This is a genomic window from Micromonospora sp. NPDC005171 (genome assembly GCF_040608575.1).
Taxonomy (GTDB): Bacteria; Actinomycetota; Actinomycetes; order Mycobacteriales; family Micromonosporaceae; genus Micromonospora.
In genome coordinates this window covers 16,572-34,499 of record NZ_JBEXIM010000053.1, presented here as the reverse complement: position 1 = coordinate 34,499, position 17,928 = coordinate 16,572, and the positions used below count along the sequence as shown (strand labels likewise).

General features: G+C 71.1%; 16 protein-coding genes and 2 pseudogenes. 6 read left to right on the top strand and 12 right to left on the bottom strand.

All coding sequences use genetic code 11. The features are described 5' to 3' along the window. Positions 1-413 precede the first annotated feature (413 nt). The gene (locus ABZU74_RS31790; protein ID WP_355431734.1) at positions 414-1,097 is read right to left on the bottom strand and encodes a DedA family protein; all 684 of its coding nucleotides are present in this window, start codon (positions 1,095-1,097) and stop codon (positions 414-416) included. Positions 1,098-1,310: 213 nt separating this feature from the next. On the opposite strand from ABZU74_RS31790, the gene ABZU74_RS31785 reads away from it, so the two are divergent. The 3 genes from ABZU74_RS31785 to ABZU74_RS31775 all read left to right on the top strand — a co-directional run bounded on the left by ABZU74_RS31785 (position 1,311) and on the right by ABZU74_RS31775 (position 4,885). After that, positions 1,311-4,163, top strand: a complete 2,853-nt coding sequence (locus ABZU74_RS31785) for an aconitate hydratase (RefSeq protein WP_355431732.1) — start codon at positions 1,311-1,313, stop codon at positions 4,161-4,163. A gap of 96 nt (positions 4,164-4,259) precedes the next feature. After that, complete coding sequence (locus tag ABZU74_RS31780; RefSeq protein ID WP_355431729.1) at positions 4,260-4,514, top strand: type II toxin-antitoxin system prevent-host-death family antitoxin; 255 nt, start codon at positions 4,260-4,262, stop codon at positions 4,512-4,514. After that, on the top strand, positions 4,511-4,885 hold the full coding sequence (locus tag ABZU74_RS31775) for a type II toxin-antitoxin system VapC family toxin (RefSeq protein WP_355431726.1): 375 nt from the start codon (positions 4,511-4,513) through the stop codon (positions 4,883-4,885). The genes ABZU74_RS31780 and ABZU74_RS31775 overlap by 4 nt, the downstream gene beginning before the upstream one ends. Before the next feature lie 38 nt (positions 4,886-4,923). Here ABZU74_RS31775 and ABZU74_RS31770 read toward each other — a convergent pair whose 3' ends face one another. Further along, positions 4,924-5,397, bottom strand: a complete 474-nt coding sequence (locus tag ABZU74_RS31770) for a hypothetical protein (protein WP_355431723.1) — start codon at positions 5,395-5,397, stop codon at positions 4,924-4,926. Positions 5,398-5,511: 114 nt separating this feature from the next. Here ABZU74_RS31770 and ABZU74_RS31765 point away from each other — a divergent pair, with 114 nt between their 5' ends. After that, on the top strand, positions 5,512-6,279 hold the full coding sequence (locus tag ABZU74_RS31765; protein WP_355431746.1) for a DUF5753 domain-containing protein: 768 nt from the start codon (positions 5,512-5,514) through the stop codon (positions 6,277-6,279). Continuing rightward, positions 6,270-6,458: a DUF397 domain-containing protein gene (locus tag ABZU74_RS31760; protein WP_355431720.1), complete on the top strand. Its 189-nt coding sequence runs from the start codon at positions 6,270-6,272 to the stop codon at positions 6,456-6,458. Before ABZU74_RS31765 ends, ABZU74_RS31760 begins: the two co-directional genes overlap by 10 nt. 10 nt (positions 6,459-6,468) lie before the next feature. Here ABZU74_RS31760 and ABZU74_RS31755 read toward each other — a convergent pair. The 9 genes and pseudogenes from ABZU74_RS31755 to ABZU74_RS31715 all read right to left on the bottom strand — a co-directional run bounded on the left by ABZU74_RS31755 (position 6,469) and on the right by ABZU74_RS31715 (position 16,190). Then, positions 6,469-7,720 (bottom strand): annotated as a pseudogene (locus ABZU74_RS31755) (sigma-70 family RNA polymerase sigma factor). 5 nt (positions 7,721-7,725) lie between these two features. Then, a pseudogene (locus ABZU74_RS31750) lies at positions 7,726-8,053 on the bottom strand (YciI family protein). Positions 8,054-8,147: 94 nt separating this feature from the next. After that, on the bottom strand, positions 8,148-8,759 hold the full coding sequence (locus tag ABZU74_RS31745; protein WP_030337265.1) for an ATP/GTP-binding protein: 612 nt from the start codon (positions 8,757-8,759) through the stop codon (positions 8,148-8,150). Then, positions 8,740-9,126: a DUF742 domain-containing protein gene (locus ABZU74_RS31740; RefSeq protein WP_203125011.1), complete on the bottom strand. Its 387-nt coding sequence runs from the start codon at positions 9,124-9,126 to the stop codon at positions 8,740-8,742. Before ABZU74_RS31740 ends, ABZU74_RS31745 begins: the two co-directional genes overlap by 20 nt. A gap of 5 nt (positions 9,127-9,131) precedes the next feature. Next, a complete protein-coding gene (locus ABZU74_RS31735; RefSeq protein WP_030337269.1) occupies positions 9,132-9,554 on the bottom strand; it encodes a roadblock/LC7 domain-containing protein in 423 nt (140 codons plus the stop codon). 90 nt (positions 9,555-9,644) lie between these two features. Beyond that, positions 9,645-12,203 (bottom strand): nitrate- and nitrite sensing domain-containing protein, encoded by a 2,559-nt coding sequence (locus ABZU74_RS31730; protein WP_355431717.1) that lies wholly within the window; start codon positions 12,201-12,203, stop codon positions 9,645-9,647. Positions 12,204-12,326: 123 nt separating this feature from the next. Then, the gene (locus tag ABZU74_RS31725) at positions 12,327-13,946 is read right to left on the bottom strand and encodes a prenyltransferase/squalene oxidase repeat-containing protein (protein ID WP_355431714.1); all 1,620 of its coding nucleotides are present in this window, start codon (positions 13,944-13,946) and stop codon (positions 12,327-12,329) included. Then, complete coding sequence (locus tag ABZU74_RS31720; protein ID WP_355431711.1) at positions 13,939-14,856, bottom strand: terpene synthase family protein; 918 nt, start codon at positions 14,854-14,856, stop codon at positions 13,939-13,941. The genes ABZU74_RS31725 and ABZU74_RS31720 overlap by 8 nt, the downstream gene beginning before the upstream one ends. Beyond that, positions 14,853-16,190: a cytochrome P450 gene (locus ABZU74_RS31715; RefSeq protein ID WP_355431743.1), complete on the bottom strand. Its 1,338-nt coding sequence runs from the start codon at positions 16,188-16,190 to the stop codon at positions 14,853-14,855. The genes ABZU74_RS31720 and ABZU74_RS31715 overlap by 4 nt, the downstream gene beginning before the upstream one ends. A gap of 431 nt (positions 16,191-16,621) precedes the next feature. Here ABZU74_RS31715 and ABZU74_RS31710 point away from each other — a divergent pair, with 431 nt between their 5' ends. Then, complete coding sequence (locus ABZU74_RS31710; protein WP_091403743.1) at positions 16,622-16,870, top strand: DUF2630 family protein; 249 nt, start codon at positions 16,622-16,624, stop codon at positions 16,868-16,870. Between the two features lie 44 nt (positions 16,871-16,914). Here ABZU74_RS31710 and ABZU74_RS31705 read toward each other — a convergent pair whose 3' ends face one another. Continuing rightward, entirely contained in the window at positions 16,915-17,847 is a 933-nt protein-coding gene (locus tag ABZU74_RS31705; protein ID WP_355431708.1) for an RIO1 family regulatory kinase/ATPase, read from the bottom strand. Positions 17,848-17,928: the final 81 nt, after the last annotated feature.

Here is a 17,928-nt window from a genome sequence, read left to right as displayed (position 1 = left end):
CCGACCCCAACCAGGCCGCCTACCAGATCAGCGTCGAACACCTCGCCGACTGGATCGCCACCCGCGGCTACGCCACCAGCTGACCCACCAGCACACACCGAAGGGCCGGACCCCCACCAGGGTCCGGCCCTTCGTCATGCCTCGACGAGTGATTCCTTGACGAAGGTCGACGAACGGCAGGGTGTTGCCCTCCAAGGCCACCTCGACCTTGAGGGTGGCCTCACCATGCGCCCGGCTGGCCCGCCATGTCGATCTGCCGAGGAGCGGTATACCTCGGAGGCATATTTATGCCTCCGAGGTATACCGCTCAAAACCGGATCCGCCCCGACCAACGTGACCGACCGTGACCGAACTAGCCACACTCCGTCGGTCCACACGTCGGTGTCCCTGGCCAGAGCCAGCGACCACTCGTCTCAGTGCTCGTTGCCCGCCCGGACCGGATCGACGCCGGGCGCCGCCTCGGACGCCTCCATGCCAGAGGCATCGTCGGCCGGCTCGACGCGGTGGGCGCGTCGGCGTAGCCACCAGGTGCTGCCGAGCCCGGCGAGCACCGCGAGGACCAACCCGGCCCAGGAGATGTCCTTCAGCCAGTGTTCGGCCGCCCGACCGACCGAGTAGAGCAGGTACGTCGTGCCGAAGGCCCAGACCAACCCGCCGGCCGCGTTCGCCAGCAGGAAGCGGCGGTACGGCACGTGCAGCGCCCCGGCGAGCGGCCCGGCCAGGATCCGCAGCAGTGCCACGAACCGACCGAAGAAGACCGCCCAGACACCGTGCCGCGCGAAGCTCTGTTCGGCACGGGCGAGTTGCGCCGGGCCCAGGTGCTTGGGGAACCGTCTGCCCAGTCGGGCGAGCAGCGGACGACCGCCGCGTCGGCCGACGGCGTATCCGACGGAGTCGCCGACGATGGCGCCGAACGCCGCTGCGCTGGCCACCCACTCCGGCTCCACCACACCGGTGGCGGCGAGCACGGCGGAGCTGACCAGGACGATCTCGCCGGGCAGCGGGACGCCCATGCTCTCCACGCCGATCACCCCAGCGACGATCAGGTAGACCAGGCCCGGAGGCAGCGCCGAGAGCCAGTGCTGAACGTCGATCATTCGGCACCCCTTCCGAATCGGCCCCGACCCTACCCCGCCGACCTGACGACGCGGCGCGGTCGCGGACCGCCCAACCCGTGACGTCAGGTTGCGCAGATAGCAAGACGGACGTACGGTTTTGTTGGAAGCGGAATCGGCCGGTAAGTGTCACCTAACCTCGGCGGCACCCCGGCCGGTGCGACAGACTGCTCAGGACTACTCACGGTCGCTGGTGTGAAGGAGTACGACGTGGCGAGCCTCGACACCTTCGGTGCGAAGACCCAGCTACGCGTCGGAGACGCGAGCTACGAGATTTTCAAGATCGACAAGGTGGACGGCCACGCCCGGTTGCCGTACAGCCTGAAGATCCTGCTGGAAAACCTGCTGCGGACCGAGGACGGCGCGAACATCACCGCCGACCACATCCGCCAGCTCGGCGGGTGGGACTCCACCGCCGCTCCGAGCGTGGAGATCCAGTTCACCCCGGCGCGGGTCCTGATGCAGGACTTCACCGGCGTGCCCTGCGTGGTCGACCTGGCCACCATGCGCGAGGCCGTGCGTGACCTGGGCGGCGACGCCAGCAAGGTCAACCCCCTCGCCCCGGCCGAGCTGGTCATCGACCACTCGGTCATCGCCGACCTGTTCGGCCGCGAGGACGCGTTCGCCCGCAACGTCGAGCTGGAGTACGAGCGCAACAAGGAGCGCTACCAGTTCCTGCGCTGGGGTCAGACCGCGTTCAACGAGTTCAAGGTCGTACCGCCGGGCACCGGCATCGTGCACCAGGTCAACATCGAGTACCTGGCCCGCACGATCATGGAGCGCAACGGCCAGGCGTACCCGGACACGGTGGTCGGCACCGACTCGCACACCACAATGGTCAACGGCCTGGGTGTGCTGGGCTGGGGCGTCGGCGGCATCGAGGCCGAGGCCGCGATGCTCGGCCAGCCGGTCAGCATGCTGATCCCCCGGGTGGTGGGCTTCAAGCTCTCCGGCGAGATGCCGGCCGGCACCACCGCCACCGACCTGGTGCTGACCATCACCGAGATGCTGCGCAAGCACGGTGTGGTCGGCAAGTTCGTCGAGTTCTACGGCCCCGGCGTGAGCGCCGTGCCGCTGGCCAACCGGGCCACCATCGGCAACATGTCCCCGGAGTACGGCTCCACCGTGGCGATCTTCCCGATCGACGCGGAGACGATTCGCTACCTGGAGCTGACCGGCCGCGACGCCGCGCAGGTCGCGCTCGTCGAGGCGTACGCCAAGGAGCAGGGCCTCTGGCACGACCCGGACGCCGAGCCGGAGTACTCCGAGCGCCTGGAGCTGGATCTGGGCACCATCGAGCCGTCGCTCGCCGGGCCGAAGCGCCCGCAGGACCGGGTGCCGCTGGGCGCGGCGAAGACGCTGTTCCGCTCCGCGCTGACCGACTACGTGGCCGACGACTCCGTCGGTGAGCGTGACCTCAAGCCGGGTGTCCCCCGCGAGGAGCTGCCGCGCGGCGCGAACGGCCCGGCCGACGAGGCCAGCGCCGAGTCCTTCCCGGCCAGCGACCCGCCGGCCAACGACTTCAGCGACCCGGCCGACGAGCCGCGTGACCTGGAGACCGCAGCGGTCGGCGCGGGTGGCCGGGCCACGAACCCGGTCCGGGTCACCGGCGCCGACGGCGTCGAGTACGAGCTGGACCACGGCGCCGTGGTGATCGCCGCGATCACGTCCTGCACCAACACGTCGAACCCGCAGGTGATGATCGGTGCCGCGCTGCTGGCCCGCAACGCGGTGGAGAAAGGCCTGACCCGCAAGCCGTGGGTGAAGACCACCCTGGCGCCCGGGTCGAAGGTCGTCATGGACTACTACGAGCGGGCCGGTCTCACGCCGTACCTGGACAAGCTCGGCTTCAACCTGGTCGGCTACGGCTGCACCACCTGCATCGGCAACTCGGGCCCGCTGCCCGAGGAGGTGTCCGCCGCGGTCAACGAGCACGACCTGTCGGTGGTCTCGGTGCTCTCCGGCAACCGGAACTTCGAGGGCCGGATCAACCCGGACGTCAAGATGAACTACCTGGCGTCGCCGCCCCTGGTTGTCGCCTACGCCCTGGCCGGCACGATGGACATCGACCTGGCCAACGAGCCGATCGGTGAGGACTCCGAGGGCAACCCGGTCTATCTGCGCGAGATCTGGCCGAACAGCGCCGAGATCCAGGACGTCATCGCCCAGGCGATCGGCGCCACCGGTTTCAGCGCCGCGTACGCCGATGTCTTCGCCGGTGACGAGCGGTGGCAGTCGCTGCCGACCCCGACCGGCGACACGTTCGCCTGGGAGAACGACTCCACCTACGTGCGCAAGCCCCCGTACTTCGAGGGCATGCAGCAGGAGCCGAGCCCGGTCGTCGACATCTCCGCTGCCCGGGTGCTGGCCAAGCTGGGTGACTCGGTGACCACCGACCACATCTCGCCGGCCGGCGCGATCAAGGCGGACTCCCCTGCCGGCACGTACCTCGCCGAGCACGGCGTGCCGCGCCACGAGTTCAACTCGTACGGTTCCCGCCGGGGTAACCACGAGGTGATGATCCGGGGCACCTTCGCCAACATCCGGCTGCGCAACCAGCTGGTCCCGGGTGTGGAGGGCGGCTTCACCGTCAACCACCTCACCGGCGAGCAGACCTCGATCTACGACGCCTCGGTGGCCTACCAGGAGGCAGGCATCCCGCTGGTCGTGCTGGCCGGCAAGGAGTACGGCTCGGGTTCGTCGCGGGACTGGGCGGCCAAGGGCACCATGCTGCTGGGCGTCCGGGCGGTCATCGCCGAGTCGTACGAGCGGATCCACCGCTCCAACCTGATCGGGATGGGCGTGCTGCCGTTGCAGTTCCCGGTGGACGTCACCGCCGAGTCGCTCGGCCTGACCGGCACCGAGACGTTCACCATCACCGGGGTGACCGCCCTGAACGACGGTGAGACCCCGCGTACCGTGCAGGTCAGCACCGACACCGGCGTGGAGTTCGACGCCGTGGTGCGGATCGACACCCCCGGTGAGGCGGACTACTACCGGCACGGCGGCATCCTGCAGTACGTGCTGCGCCGCATGATCGCCAACTGACGTACCAACGTCACCAGGCTCCTTCCCGCCCTCGGCGGGAGGGAGCCTGCGTCGTTCCCCGTGCCGGGCTAACCTCTTAGCTAAGGAGGTGCCACGATGGCCGGTGAAGCTGCGGCGCAGTTCAACATCCATGATGCGAAGACGAACCTGTCACGCATCATCGAACGGGTAGAGCACGGCGAGGAGATCGTGATCAGCCGGGCTGGCAACCCGGTCGCCAAGGTCATTCCTCTTCGTCGTACAACACGCACCGGTCGCGGGTCTCTACGTGGTGCGCTGGATCTCACCGGTGACTGGGATTCCGACGAGGTCAACGACGAGGTTGCTCGCGACTTCGGGCTTCCCGGATGAGGCTCTTACTCGACACGCACGTGGTGCTCTGGTGGCTGACCGACGACCCGATCCTCGCCACGGACATCAAGGACCGCATCGACACCGAACCCGATGTGTACCTGAGCCCGGTCACGCTGTGGGAGGTTGCGATCAAACAGTCGCTGGGCAAGTTACCCGGTCCTGCCGACCTCGCCGAACGGATTCGTGACGCCGAACTGCGGGAACTTCCGGTCCTCCACGATCACGCCATCGCGGCTGGTCGGCTGCCGTTGATCCATCGGGATCCCTTCGACCGGATGCTGGTCGCGCAGGCCCTACACGAAGGGCTGACCCTGGTCACCCGGGACGACCGCATCCAGAAGTACGACCTACCGATCCTGGTGGCGTGACTTTCATCGCTCGCGGATAGGGTCGTCGGCCCGGTCGATCAGGGTCCGGCGTCCGGCGCGATGGGTGCTCCGCGCAGCCGCAGCGCGACCGCGCGGGCCTCCTCGTCGGTGAGGGGCAGGAACCACAGGAAACGGCGGACGATGGCGACCGGGTCGGGTCCGCCCGGCTGGCCGCGCAGGTCGCGGATCGCCCGGCGGGTGATCCGCGAGAACTCGGGGATCAGGGTCGCGCGACGGGCGGCATCCGTCGGGGTCGCTCGGAGCGCCGGGCAGGGCCAGTCCCGCCCGCAGGCGTCGCACGTCCACAGCGGGCCGTCGGCGGTGTGCGCGACCGGCGGGCCGCACCGGGACCGCCAGCGTGATTCGGGTACGACGTTCGGCGCGCGACCCGGGCCGCGGTACGGGGGGTGCGGTGGCCCGGTTGGGCGGCTGGTGGTCGCCCGGGGCGAGGCGGGCCGGGCCGGTCGGTTGCCGGGCTGATCTGGGCGGTTACCGGGCCTGTCCTCGGGCATTTTGTGCTCCCTCCGCGATGCTGTCTACACAGCACCCTGCCGAGGGTTGCCAAGCAATCACACCGCGTAGAGGTATTGTCTTCCGACGTCTGGAACGTTCTGGAGGGCCTGGAGATGAACCGAGCCGTACAGGCTGCGATGGTCGAGAGAGGCTACACAGCGGACACTCTTGCTGCGCAGATCGGCGTCGATCCGAAGACGGCGGCGAAGTGGGCGAGCAGGGGACGGATTCCCCAGACGCGTCATCGGGCCCAGGTCGCCGAGTTGCTCGGTCGGAACGTCGACGAGCTTTGGCCGGACGCGTTGAAGCGTCGAGCGCCGGCCTGGTTCCGGCCCTGGGCCGAGATCGAGCGCGAAGCGCTGTCGCTGCGGTCGTTTCAGCTCGCGTGGATACCGGGGCTGCTTCAGACAAAGGCGTACGCGCTGGCGACGCTGGTCGGTGAGGCGCTGACACCGGCCGAGGCCGACAATCTCGCCGAGGCACGGCTGAGCCGGCAGGCCGTCCTGCGACGGGAACGTCCGCCGCTGCTCGTCGCGGTCCTCGACGAGGGAGTCCTCCGGCGCACCCTCGACGGCGACCGGGCCATGATGCGGGAGCAGTGCGAGCGCCTGGCCGAGCAGGCCGCGCTGTCGAACGTGTCGCTCTTCGTCGTGCCCGCCGACGTCGGCATGTATCCGGGCCTCGGTAAGCCGTTCACCATCGCTGAGATGCCGGACGGGGCGCGGGTCGCGCACGTCGACAGCCAGGCGCAAGCGCAGCTCATCGACAAGGCTGCCGACGTTGCTACGCTGGATCGACGGTGGGAACGTATCCGCGACGGGGCCCTGTCGCGTGCGCAGTCCCTCAATCTCATCAGAGAAGCGGCAGCATCATGGATCTGACCGGCGCTCGGTGGCGCAAGAGCAGCAGGAGTGGCAACAACGGCGGCGACTGCGTCGAGGTCGCCGACAACCTCGCCGGCGTCATCGGCGTACGCGACTCCAAGGACCCGGCCGGTCCGGCGCTCGCCTTCGACCCGGCGGCCTGGACCCGATTCCTGGTGCTGGCCAGACGCGGCTGACCCCGCTGTCCTACCGGGCGAGGTCGTCAGCCCGGTCGAGCAGCGCACGGCGCTCGGCGGCCGAGGCGACCGCTGCCGCCGCCTCCCGGAACAGTCCGGCCGCGTGGCCGGTCACCCTGCCGGGCCACCAGGTCGGCCTCCACCGCCACGGCGAGCGGGTAGCCGTCCAGCGCACCCCCGGCTCGCGCCGCGTCGAGCAGGACCAACCCGACGGCCGGCCCGTACGCGTAGCCGTGCGCGACCGCGCGGGTGAGCGCGATCACCGGCGAGCGGCGGAGGTCGGCTAGCGCGTCGTAGGCCCGCGCGATGGTTTGCCAGTCGGTGTCGTCGGCCGAGGCGGCGGTGGCGTGGCAGGCGGCGATCCGGGCCTGCCACGCGTAGGGCCCGTCGTGGCGTACCCGATGGAGCGCGGCCAGGCCCTCGGCGATGGCGGCGCGGTCCCACCGGCCGCGGTCCTGCCGCTCCAGGGTGAGCAGGGTGCCGGCCGCGTCGCGGCGGGCATCCCGACGGGAGTGTTGGAACAGAAACAGCGCCAGCATCGCGGCGACCTCGGACTGCTCGGGCATCAGCCGGTCGAGCAGCCGGGCCAGCCGGACCGCCTCGTCGGCGAAGGCCGGTTCGCCGCCGGCGACGTAGCCCCTGGTGAACAGCAGGTACAGCACGGCGAGGACGCCGGGAAGCCGCTCGGTCAACGCCGGCCCGCTCGGCACCCGGTACGGGATGCCGGCCTGGGCGATGCGGGTGCGGGCCCGGGTCAGCCGTCGGGTCATCGTCGACTCGCTGACCAGCAGGAGGCGGGCGATGTCAGCGGTCGGCACGCCGCAGACCGTTCGCAGCGTCAGCGCCACCCTGGCGTCGATGGCGAGCGCCGGATGGCAGCAGGTGAAGATGAGCCGCAGCCGGTCGTCCACCACGTCCTGGCCGACCTCGGGCTCGGGCTGCGCGTCGTTGGGCGTGAGCAACGCCAGGTCGTGCAGCTTGCGCCGCTCCACGGTGGCCCGGCGCAGCACGTCGATCGCCCGGTTGCGCGCCACCGTCATGAGCCAACCGCCCGGGTTGGCCGGCACACCGTCGGCGGGCCACCGTTCCAGGGCGACGGTCAACGACTCCTGGGCGCAGTCCTCGGCCAACGCCCAGTCCCCGGTCACCCGGATCAGGGTCGCGACGATCCGGGGGTACGCCTCGACGCCGGCGGCCGCGACGGCCTCCGCCGCGCCGGCCGGCGCCTGGGTGCGCACCGGCCGGCGCTGCGACGTGGACATCTCCCTCAGTCGGACAGGCCCGCGAACGGGCGCAGTTCCAGTCGCCCGTGGCGGGCCATCGGGTGCGTGCGGGCCACCTCGATCGCCTCGTCCAGGTCGGCGCAGTCGAGCAGGTCGAAGCCCACGATCACCTCGGCGGTCTCGGCGAACGGCCCCTCGGAGACGAGCAGTTCACCGCCGCGAACACGGACGGTGGTGGCCGCGCTGGTCGGTGCCAGCGCATCGCCGGTCAGGCGGCGGCCACGAGAGTCGTTCTCCGCCACCCCACTTGTCGATGTCGGGCAGCTCGGTGGGGTCGGTATCCGGCTCGGTGTCGCTGCAAACGAACATCATGTACTTCATCTGGTCGCTCCCTGGTCTCTCGGGGTATCACCAGCATGACGATCGGCCGACAGCGTTCCGGACACCCTCCCCGAAAAAACCTTGGTCAGTCTCCGCTGGCGGCGCGGCGGCGGGCCTCGCGGGTCTTCATGGCGTGCTCCATCAGCGTGACGAGCACCTCCTTGCTGGACTCACGCTGCCGGGCGTCGCAGAGCAGCACCGGCACACCCGGGTCCAGGTTCAACGCGGCCTGCACCTCGTCCAGCCGGTACGTCCGAGCGCCCTGGAAGCAGTTCACCGCCACCACGAAGGGCGTGCCCCGACCCTCGAAGTAGTCGATCGAGGGGAAGCAGTCGGCGAGACGACGGGTGTCGGCCAGCACCACAGCGCCGATCGCGCCCAACGCCAACTCGTCCCAGACGAACCAGAACCGGTCCTGCCCCGGCGTACCGAACAGGTACAGCACCAGGTCGTCGCTGATGGTGATCCGACCGAAATCCATGGCCACGGTGGTGGTGGTCTTGCCCTCCACCCCGGACAGGTCGTCGATGCCGACGCCCGACTCCGTCAGCACCTCCTCGGTGCGCAACGGCCGGGTTTCGCTGACCGCGCCAACCATTGTCGTCTTGCCCACGCCGAAGCCGCCCGCGACCAGGATCTTGATCGCGGTGGGCAGTGGCGTCGCTCCCGCCGGCCGGTCAGAGTGCCCGTAGTCCATTGATTACCGCCTCGAAGATGCTGTTGTCGGGAAGACCGGCCGTGGTCTGCGGCTCGCGGACCTGCACCAGGCTGCGGGCTGCCAGATCACCGAGAAGCACCCGGATGGTGCCCACCGGCAGGTCGAGATGGGCGGCGATCTCGGCGACGGACTGTATGCGTTGGCACAGCCCGACGATCGCCAAATGCTCAGGACCGAGACCGACCTCGGGCGTGACCTCGGCTCGGGTCGCCGTGACCAGGGAGATCAGGTCGAAGGTGCCGGTGACCGGGCGGGCCCGACCGCGCGTCATCGCGTACGGCCGCACCACCGGACCCGCGTGGTCATCCACCCACTGATGGTCTGCGGACTCCCCCTGGACCGTCATCGCCGCTACCTCTCGCCGACCTGCTGATCGGTGCCGCGCGACGGCGACGCGACGTATTTGCCAACGCGGGTGACCAGCATCGCCATCTCGTAGGCGATCAGGCCGACGTCGGCGTCCTCGGTGGCCAGCACCGCCAGGCAGGCGTTGCGGCCGGCCGCGGTGACGAACAGGAACGACGACTGCATCTCGATGATGGTCTGCTGCACCTGCCCGCCACCGAAACGCTTGCCAGCGCCTCGGGCGAGGCTCTGGATGCCGGCCGCCATCGCTGCGAGGTGCTCGCCGTCGTCCCGGCTCAACCCCTGGGAGGAGGCCATCAAGAGGCCGTCGGTGGAGAGCGCGACCGCGTGTTCGGCCTGCTTCACCCGGCCCACCAGGTCATCCAGCAACCACGTCAGGTCGGCGCTCGAAGCCGTCTTCTGGGTCACTTCGTCGTCCTCTTCTCGCCCGGCTGTGCGCCGTGTTCGTCTGGGGCTTGGCCGTCACACCGCGCGGAAACCCGCGTCGTCGGTGCTCGGTCAGGTCGCTTGTGGATCCTCGTCGATCGGCTCGGTCGGTGTCGCCGCCGGGGCGCCGGAGGCGCCGCCGAGCAGCCGCGCCGCGTCCGTCCGCCCACGCCGGGTGCCGGTCTGGTAGGAGCTCATCATCCGGCGAACCTGCTCCGGTGGGCGCACCACATCCTCGTCGTCGGTCTCGGACATCGCCGGGTCGTCTCGCAACTCGGGAACGATGTTCGCCTGCCGGACCCGGACGGGCAGTCCGGAGTCGGTCCGCGACACCTCGGCGCGGGCGGGCATCGGACCACCGTCGCCGGCCGCGACCGGCTCTGCGTCGCGGGCCTCCGGGCGGGTGCGGTCGACGGCGGGCAGGCCGGTGGGCACGGTCGGGGCTTCCAGGGCTGGCTGGCTCGGGCCGCGCCGGGCGCGGGTGGGCAGGTCGGGGGTGCCGGTTGCCGGGGTGGTCCGCTGTCGGGTGGGGAGAACGGTGCCCGCCTCGCCCTCCTCGTCCGACGCCGGGTTGGTGGTGTCGGCCGGCATCGGCACCGCCGACGTCGCCGGTACGTCCGGCGCGGTGATCGTCGGTGCGGCGAGCGCGACCGGCGCGAGAGACGCCGGACGGCTGCTGTCCGTGGCGGGCGCCGACGGCATCGGGATGGCCGAACCGGTCCGGAACGATCCCGAGTCCTCCGGGGAGGCGCCGGCCTCGGTGACCAGCTCCAGCGGGATCAGCACGACGGCGGTGGTGCCGCCGTACGCGGACTCCTTGAGCCGGACCCGCACGCCGTGCCGTTCGGTCAGCCGGCTCACCACGTAGAGCCCGAGGCGGGCGGCGTTGGCGAGGTTCAGCTCGGACTGGTCCACGATCCGGTGGTTCGCCGCGGCCAGATCCTCCTCGCTCATGCCGAGGCCGCGGTCCTCGATCTCGATGGCGAACCCGTTGGAGACCAACTGGCCGCGGACCTCGACGGTGGTGTGTGGCGGGGAGAACGACAGGCCGTTCTCGATCAGCTCGGCGAGCAGGTGGATGATGTCGCCGACCGCGCGGCCGGCGAGCGAGACCGGCCCGAGCGGCAGCACGTTGACCCGGGTGTAGTCCTCCACCTCGGCCACCGCGCCGCGCACCACGTCGACCATCGGGACGTTGCGCCGCCAGGCCCGACCGGGGGTGGAGCCGGAGAGCACGATCAGGTTTTCCGCGTTCCGCCGCATCCGGGTGGCCAGGTGGTCGACCCGGAACAGGTCCTCCAGCTCCTCCGCGTCGTGTTCGCGGCGCTCCATGGCGTCGAGCAGGGTGAGCTGACGGTGGACGAGCGCCTGCGTGCGTCGGGCCAGGCTCAGGAAGACCTCGCGGACGTTGCGACGCAGGTCGGCCTGCTCGACGGCGGTGCGCAGGGCGGTCTCCTGGACGGCGTTGAACGCCTTGCCGACCTGGCCGATCTCGTCCGTGCCGAACTCCAGCGGGGGCGCCTCGGTGGCCACGTCGACCTCCTCGCCGTGCCCGAGCCGCTCCACCACCCGGGGCAGCCGCTCGTCGGCGAGCTGCCAGGCGGCCTCCCGCAGCCGGTCCAGCTGGCGCAGCAGGTTGCGCGCGGTGGTGATCGAGATCACGACGGAGGCGATGACGGCGAGCAGGCCCAGACCGGTGGCGAGCACCAGTCGGACGACGACCATCACGGCCACGCCGGTGGCGCGATCCACGATGCCCTCGCCGCCGGCGGTGACGGCGTCGTTCACCTCGGTCAGCGCCGGCTCGACCGTGCCGCGCCACTGCTCGGCGCCGATCGGCAGCTGGGTTGACGGCCGGCCCTCACGGATGATGCTGTCCTGCACGGCGCGCAGTCGGGTGAACGCCTCACCCTCGACGAGCTGCTGGTAGCGGCGCTGGTCGGCGTCGGCGAGGCGGACCCGGGTCTCCTCACCGAGGAACCGCTCCGAGCCGACCAGCGCGACGTAGCGGGCGTACTCGGCGCCGCTCATCCGGCCGTTGCCGAAGAGGCCGCTGAGCAGCGCGTCCTCCTGGGAGATCAGCTCCTTTGTGCGGTTGAGCTGGATCAGGGCCGCGGCCTCGCCGGCGATCTGCTTGTCGTCCAGACTGCCCGTCACGTCGTAGATCTGGAAGATCGACTCGATCGCGCCGGTGTACGCCTCGGCGGCGGCGATCCGGTCGATCTTGCGGTCCAGCACCTCCGCGCGGGTCTGCTCCAGCGCGTTGATCTGGGCGATCGTCGAGCCGAGCTGGGTGTCCAGTGCGGAGCTGCCGGCGATGTCGACCTGCCAGTTGCGCACCGAGTCGGCGAAGTCGGCGGCCAGCTCCGCGGCCTTGCGCTGCTCGGCCTCAAGAGCCGTCCGCTGCGCCGCGTCGGGGTTGCTCAGGTACGCCTGGGTCAACCGCCGCTCCACCTGGAGCTCCTGCAACAGCGGCTCACTCGGCGTGTAGACCTTGCTGTTGAGCAACTGGACACCGAGCAGGTTGAAGCCGTCCCGCAGGGTCACCCAGGCCGCGAACATCCAGAGGGCGACCAGGGAGAGCAGCAGGGCGACAACCTTGGTGCGGATACTCGTACCGCGAGAACGCATTGAACCGTCCCAGGCCGGGCGTTGACTCAGCTCATCAACGGGTGATCAGAGGGGGCGACGTCCCACCGCAGCGGGGCATCCGGGGCTGAGCTCTGCGTACGCTAGCAGTGTCCACACAACCCCTCAAGTTGTTGTTTTTGTTGACTGGTAACCGCAATCCACCACCGATCGGTCGACCTCGGTGGTGCGGAGGCCGACGAGACGGCAGGCGGCCAGCACCGCAGCGCGAACGATGACTGTCGGACAGTACAGCTCCTTGCCGTACCACAGTGGACGGTGCTCCCGGGCGGCGGATTCGTGCAGGTAGGCGTGCCCACGGGCCACAGCGTCGTCGACCCGGGGCACCGTCGTCGGCACCGTCAGCAGCACCTGGAGGGCGTACGCGGTCTCCTCGGCGGTGCCGTCCCACCGCCCCCACGAGCCGTCCGCGCGCTGGCTGTTCAGCACCCAGCCGGCCGCCCGGTCCACCGCCTCGGCGGCGGCCGCACCCCGCCCGAACTCGGCCAGCGCCAGCACGCAGCAGGCGGTGGCGTAGTACGGCGACGCGTGCCACCGGTCCTGCCAGGCGCCGTCCGCGAGCTGGTGGGCCGGCAGCACGGCGCTGAGCCGCTCGACCGTCCGGTGGTACCGGGCGTCGGCGCCGGGGTGGGCGGCCACGTGCTGGCCGAACGCGTCCAGCACGTGCGCGTTGGTGGTGACCGAGAAGCCGTCCTCGCTGCCCGGCCAGGTGCAGAAGCCATCCGCCGTCTCGTACGCCCACAGGCTGGCGGGGTCGGCGCCTCGGCCGAGCCGGGCCAGCGCGTCCAGCGTGACCGACGTGGTGTCGGCGTCGGTCGGCAGTCCCTCGCCGGTGGCGACGCCCTGGCCGGCGGCGGCCGCGGTCAGGCTCTCCAGCACGGAGGCCGGCGGGTTGATGGTGATCCCAGCGCGGCGCAGGCCGCTCAGCACCCAGGCTCGCTCGAAGACGGTGATCGGTGCCGGGCAGGGCACCGGGCCTCCGTTGTCACGGATCAACGCCAGCAGGAAGTCGTGCGCGGCGGGGCCGGCGGCCGGGCCGGCCGCTGTCAGCCAGGCCGCGGTCGCCGCAGGTGAGGCGCCGACCGCGGTGAGCGTGGGGCCGGCGTCGGCGGGTACCGCGTCCAGGATCTCGTAGAAGTGGGCCAGCTTCGGTGGCAGCGTCGCTCCGGCGGCCACCGCGGACCGCACCGCGCGCAGCCGGTCCCGGTTGAGCCCGGCGGGCAGCGGCAACGGCGGGCGGGGCAGTCGGTCGGCGGTGGCCCGCTCCAGCCCGGCGAGCCGGTCGTTGATCGTGTCGACCAGCGCCGGAACGATGAGGTCCAACGCGGGGGTGTCCGGCAGCGTCCGGGCGTCAGTGCGGAGCAGTGTGCCGACGAGCACGTCGAGGCCACGGGCCACCGGGGCGAGCAGCTCCGTCCCGGCCCGACCGTCGGCCAGCGCCGCGAGCAGAGCGTCGGTGGCGCTGAGCGTGGGCACCAGGGCGTACCCCTCGGGTGGGCCCCACGCGCCGTCCGGGCGCTGCTCGCGCAGCAGGAACGCGATCCGCTGGTGGTGCCCGGGCAGCCAGGGCGCGACGGTGACCAGCCGCCCGGTCTCGTACACCGACGCGGCCACCTGCCCCCACGGCCGTACGGCAAGGCCGGCGATCAGCTCGCGGGCCGCGTCGGCGGTCGGGTCGCCGGTGGTCTCCGCATCGGCGAGCACCCGCGTGGCGCCGTCACTCATCACGCTCCCCCCAGAAGTCCGACAATTGGTAGAAGCCGCCGGTGAAGGAAATCTGCCGGTTGAGGTAGTCCGCCTGACGGGGGCACCGTTCGGCGAGGGCGGCCAGGTCCCCCCGCGACCGGGCGGTCAGCTCGGCCAACCGGTCGTGCACCTGCGCCGGGTCGTCGACCAGCGAAAGGGCGTTCAGGTCACCCCACTCGGCGTCGCGCCCCTGGGTGGCGAGGTCGTTGACCAGCCGCAGCACCCGCTGCACGCCGCGTCCGGCGTCCAGCAGGTCGGTCAACTGGGCGAGGGTCTTCTCGTCGCCGGTGGCGATCCAGTGGGTGACGTTGACGAAGGAGCAGGCGAGGTTGTCGGCGTTGTCCAGGTAGCGGTCCAGGTCCGGCAGGCGCCGCCCGGTGGTCGGGTCGGTCGGCAGGTTCTTCCAGTCCCACTCCCGCGCCACGGCGACGAACATCCGCGCCAACTCGTCGCGCCAGATCGGGCGCAGCCGGGCGAACGCCGGCACGGTGGCCAGTTCGTCGCGCAGGTCGGCCAGCAGCCGGGCGAGGTGACGCCCCGACGGCGGGGCGGCACCGTCGGCCACCGCGAGGCAGTCGGTGACCACCTCCCGGACGTCGTCGACGGACCGCGCGAGGTAGTCGACCTGCCAGTCGGCCGCAAAGACCCAGAGCAGGGTACGGGTGGTGATCCGCAGCTCCGCGGCGGTGTGCCACGGCGCGGTGAAGGCGATGGCGGTGGCCACCGAGCTGAGCAGCGCCGGGTCGAACGGCGCGGCGTCGAACAGCTCCGGGTGGGCGGCGGTGACATCCTGCAGGTCGCGTACGCCCCGCACGGCGAGTGCGCACACCCGGCCCTGCTCGGCGACGGCGTCCTGAGCGGCCCGCGCCGGTCGCGGGGTCTCCGTCACGATGCGGCCGGACGCTCGACCGGGGTGAGGATGAGCTCGGAACGCTGCTTGGGTTGCAGCGAGGCGCCCATCCGAGGGGTGAGGTCCACCGGTTCGCGCAGCCGGAAGCGGTAGCGGCTCAGCACGGTGCTGACGATGAGCTGGGCCTCCAGCAGGAACAGGTACTGCCCGAGGCACTGGTGCGGGCCTCCGCCGAACGGGAAGTAGGAGTAGCGGTAGCGCCGCCGGGGCAGCTCCGGCGCGAACCGCTCCGGGTCGAAGAGCGCCGGGTCGTCCCAGAACGTCGACATCCGCTGGGTCACGTACGGGCTGACCAGCACGGTGCCGCCGGCCTTGATCCGTACCCCGCCCAGCACGTCGTCGGCGACCGCGGTGCGCGGGATCATCCAGCCGGCCGGGTAGAGCCGCAGCATCTCGTCGAGCACCATCCGGCCGTAGCGCAGCTGGGGCAGGTGCTCACGGCCGACCCGTTCGGCGCCGACCACCTGCTCGATCTCGTCGGTCATCCGCTCGGCCACGTCGGGGCGGGACGCCAGCACCGGCCAGAGCCAGGAGAGCAGGGCGATGGTGGTCTCGGTGGCGGTGGAGAACATCGCGACCACGTCGCCGCGGATCGCGTACTCGTCGGGTTCGCTGCCGTCGGCGCGCGGCCGGCAGAGGGTGGAGATGATGTCTTCGCCGTCGGTGGGATGCGCCCGGGCCTCCCGGATGATCGGCAGCACCACCTCGTCGATGGTGCGCACCGCCTCGCGGAAGGGCCGGTCGCCGGGCATCGGCACCGCGTACGGCACGGCGGGCATCAGCAGTCGGGGGAGCATCGCGGTGGTGACGGTGTCCAACGCGGCGCTGATCCGCAGGGCATCGGGGACTGAGATCCGGTCGGCGAAGAGCACCCGCATGGTGGTACGCAGGACGATCCGGGTCAGCTCGGCGCCGCCGTCGATCGGGCGTCCGGCGCTGGCCGGTTCGAGCCACTCGTCGACTGCCTCGTTGATCGCCTCGGCCATCTTGTCGACGAGCGTCTCGGCCCGCTTGGCGGTGAACAACGGTTGCAGCGCGCCTCGGCTGGACTCCCAGACCTCACCCTCGGCGACCAGGATGGCGTCACCGACGATCCGACGAACGGGTCGCCAGAGCAACCCGTCGCCGTCCCGGGTGTAGTTGGCAACGTTGTCCCGCAGCACGCGTTGCAGGTGCTCAGGATGGCTGACCAGATAGGGGCGGAACGAGCCGAGGTTGAGCCGGACGACGTCACCGCCGGCGTCCTGCGCGAAGTCGACGAGTGCGCCCAGCGGATCGCGGACCAGCGCGGGCAGGGCGCGTCGTAACGGGATCGTCCGGGGCTCGGTGCTGACGGTGGCGGGGCGCGCCTCGGACACCTGCGACATCAAACCACGTCTCCTCGTCGTCCCGGCGACCGTAGCTGTCCACTTCGGTCGGGCGGGTTGATGAAACTTTCACCTTCTGGGCCGACGGAAGCATCTCACCAAACGAGGGGCACCTCCAGACTTGCGGAAAGTGCAATTTCCATCTACGGAGAGGTACAGCCATCGATGTTCTGCTCTGCTCAAATCCTGAATGGATACTCAACCGCGGCACCGGGCCGAGCAACCGACCGGGCAAGACGGCCGGGTGCCGCCCGCCTGGCTGCGGCATCGGCGCCAGCCGGGCGACGCCGGGCTGGCCGGTGCGGGGCCGTGACCGGGGACGCACCGGTACCCCCGAATCCGGGCGATGCCCGGCACCCTGTGCCAGGCTCTGTGGCATGGACGACAAGACCATCCTGAACCGGATCTCCGAGCTGGTCGACGAGGAACACAAGCTGCGTGCCGACGCCCAGGCCCACGAGTCGGGCACCGAGGGCGAAGCCAGCGAGCGACTGCGTGCCCTGGAGGAGTCCCTCGACCAGTGCTGGGACCTGCTACGCCGCCGACGGGCCGCCCGGGAGACCCACGGCGACCCGGACGCCCAGGGCGAACGCCCCAAGCCCGAGGTGGAGCGGTACCTGCAGTAGCCGGCGTGGCGGGTCGGGCGGCCACGCCGCCCGACCCGCTCCGATCAGCGGACGCCCGCCTCGCGCAACAACTCTCCGGTCAACATGCCGGGGTCGACCTGCTCGGCGGGGAGACCCCGGGCCGCGAACCAGGTGCCGACCACCCGCACGTCGCGGGCCAGGAACTCCGGCCCCTGTGGGTTCGCCACCACGTCGACCACCTGCGGCAGGTCGATGACGACCAGCCGCCCCTGGTGCACGAGCAGGTTGTACGGCGACAGGTCGCCGTGCGCGTAGCCGGCCCGAGCCAGCACGCGCAGCGCCTCCACCAGCTGGGCCCAGAGGTCACGCAGCTCGGTCGGGTCGGGTCGCAGCTGGGCCAGTCGGGGCGCAGCCTCGCCCGACGCGGCGTCACCGACGAACTCCAACATCAGCTCGGTGCCCCGCAACTGCACCGGATACGGCACGGCGATCCGGTCGTGCCCGGCGCCGATCTCCCAGAGCCGGCTCAGCGCGGCGAACTCGGCCGCGGCCCACTGCCCGGCGATCATCTGCCGGCCGAACGCCGTCCGGCCGGCCATCGCCCGGTTCTCCCGGGACCGGCGCACCCGACGGCCCTCCAGGTAGCCGGCATCGCGGTGGAACAACCGGTGCTCGGGATCGCGGTAGCGTTTCACAGCGAGCAGGCAGGACCGGTCGGTGTCGGGCACCGCCCGACGGACCAGGTGGACGTCCGCCTCCTTGCCGGTCTTCAGCACACCCAACTCGGTGTCCTTGGCGGCCAGTTCGGTGACCAGCCAGGCCGGGTGCGGCTGTGGCCCGTGCACGGCGTCGTCCCAGGACGACCAGCGCTCGCCGGTGTCCGGGTCGGGCTCGCTGTCCGGGTCTGCGAGCGGCTCGGTGGGCCGCCCGCGCTTCAGAAACTGCGGTTCGTCGTCGTCGAAGCGGCTCTTGCCGCGGCTCCGGCGCTCCAGCGCCGGAAGTTCATGATCGCGCACTGTGGTGAGGTTCCCTTGGTCGAGGCTGAGATCGGCAGCTGGAAGCGACCTGCGAAGACGGCCATGACCGACCCCCTCTCC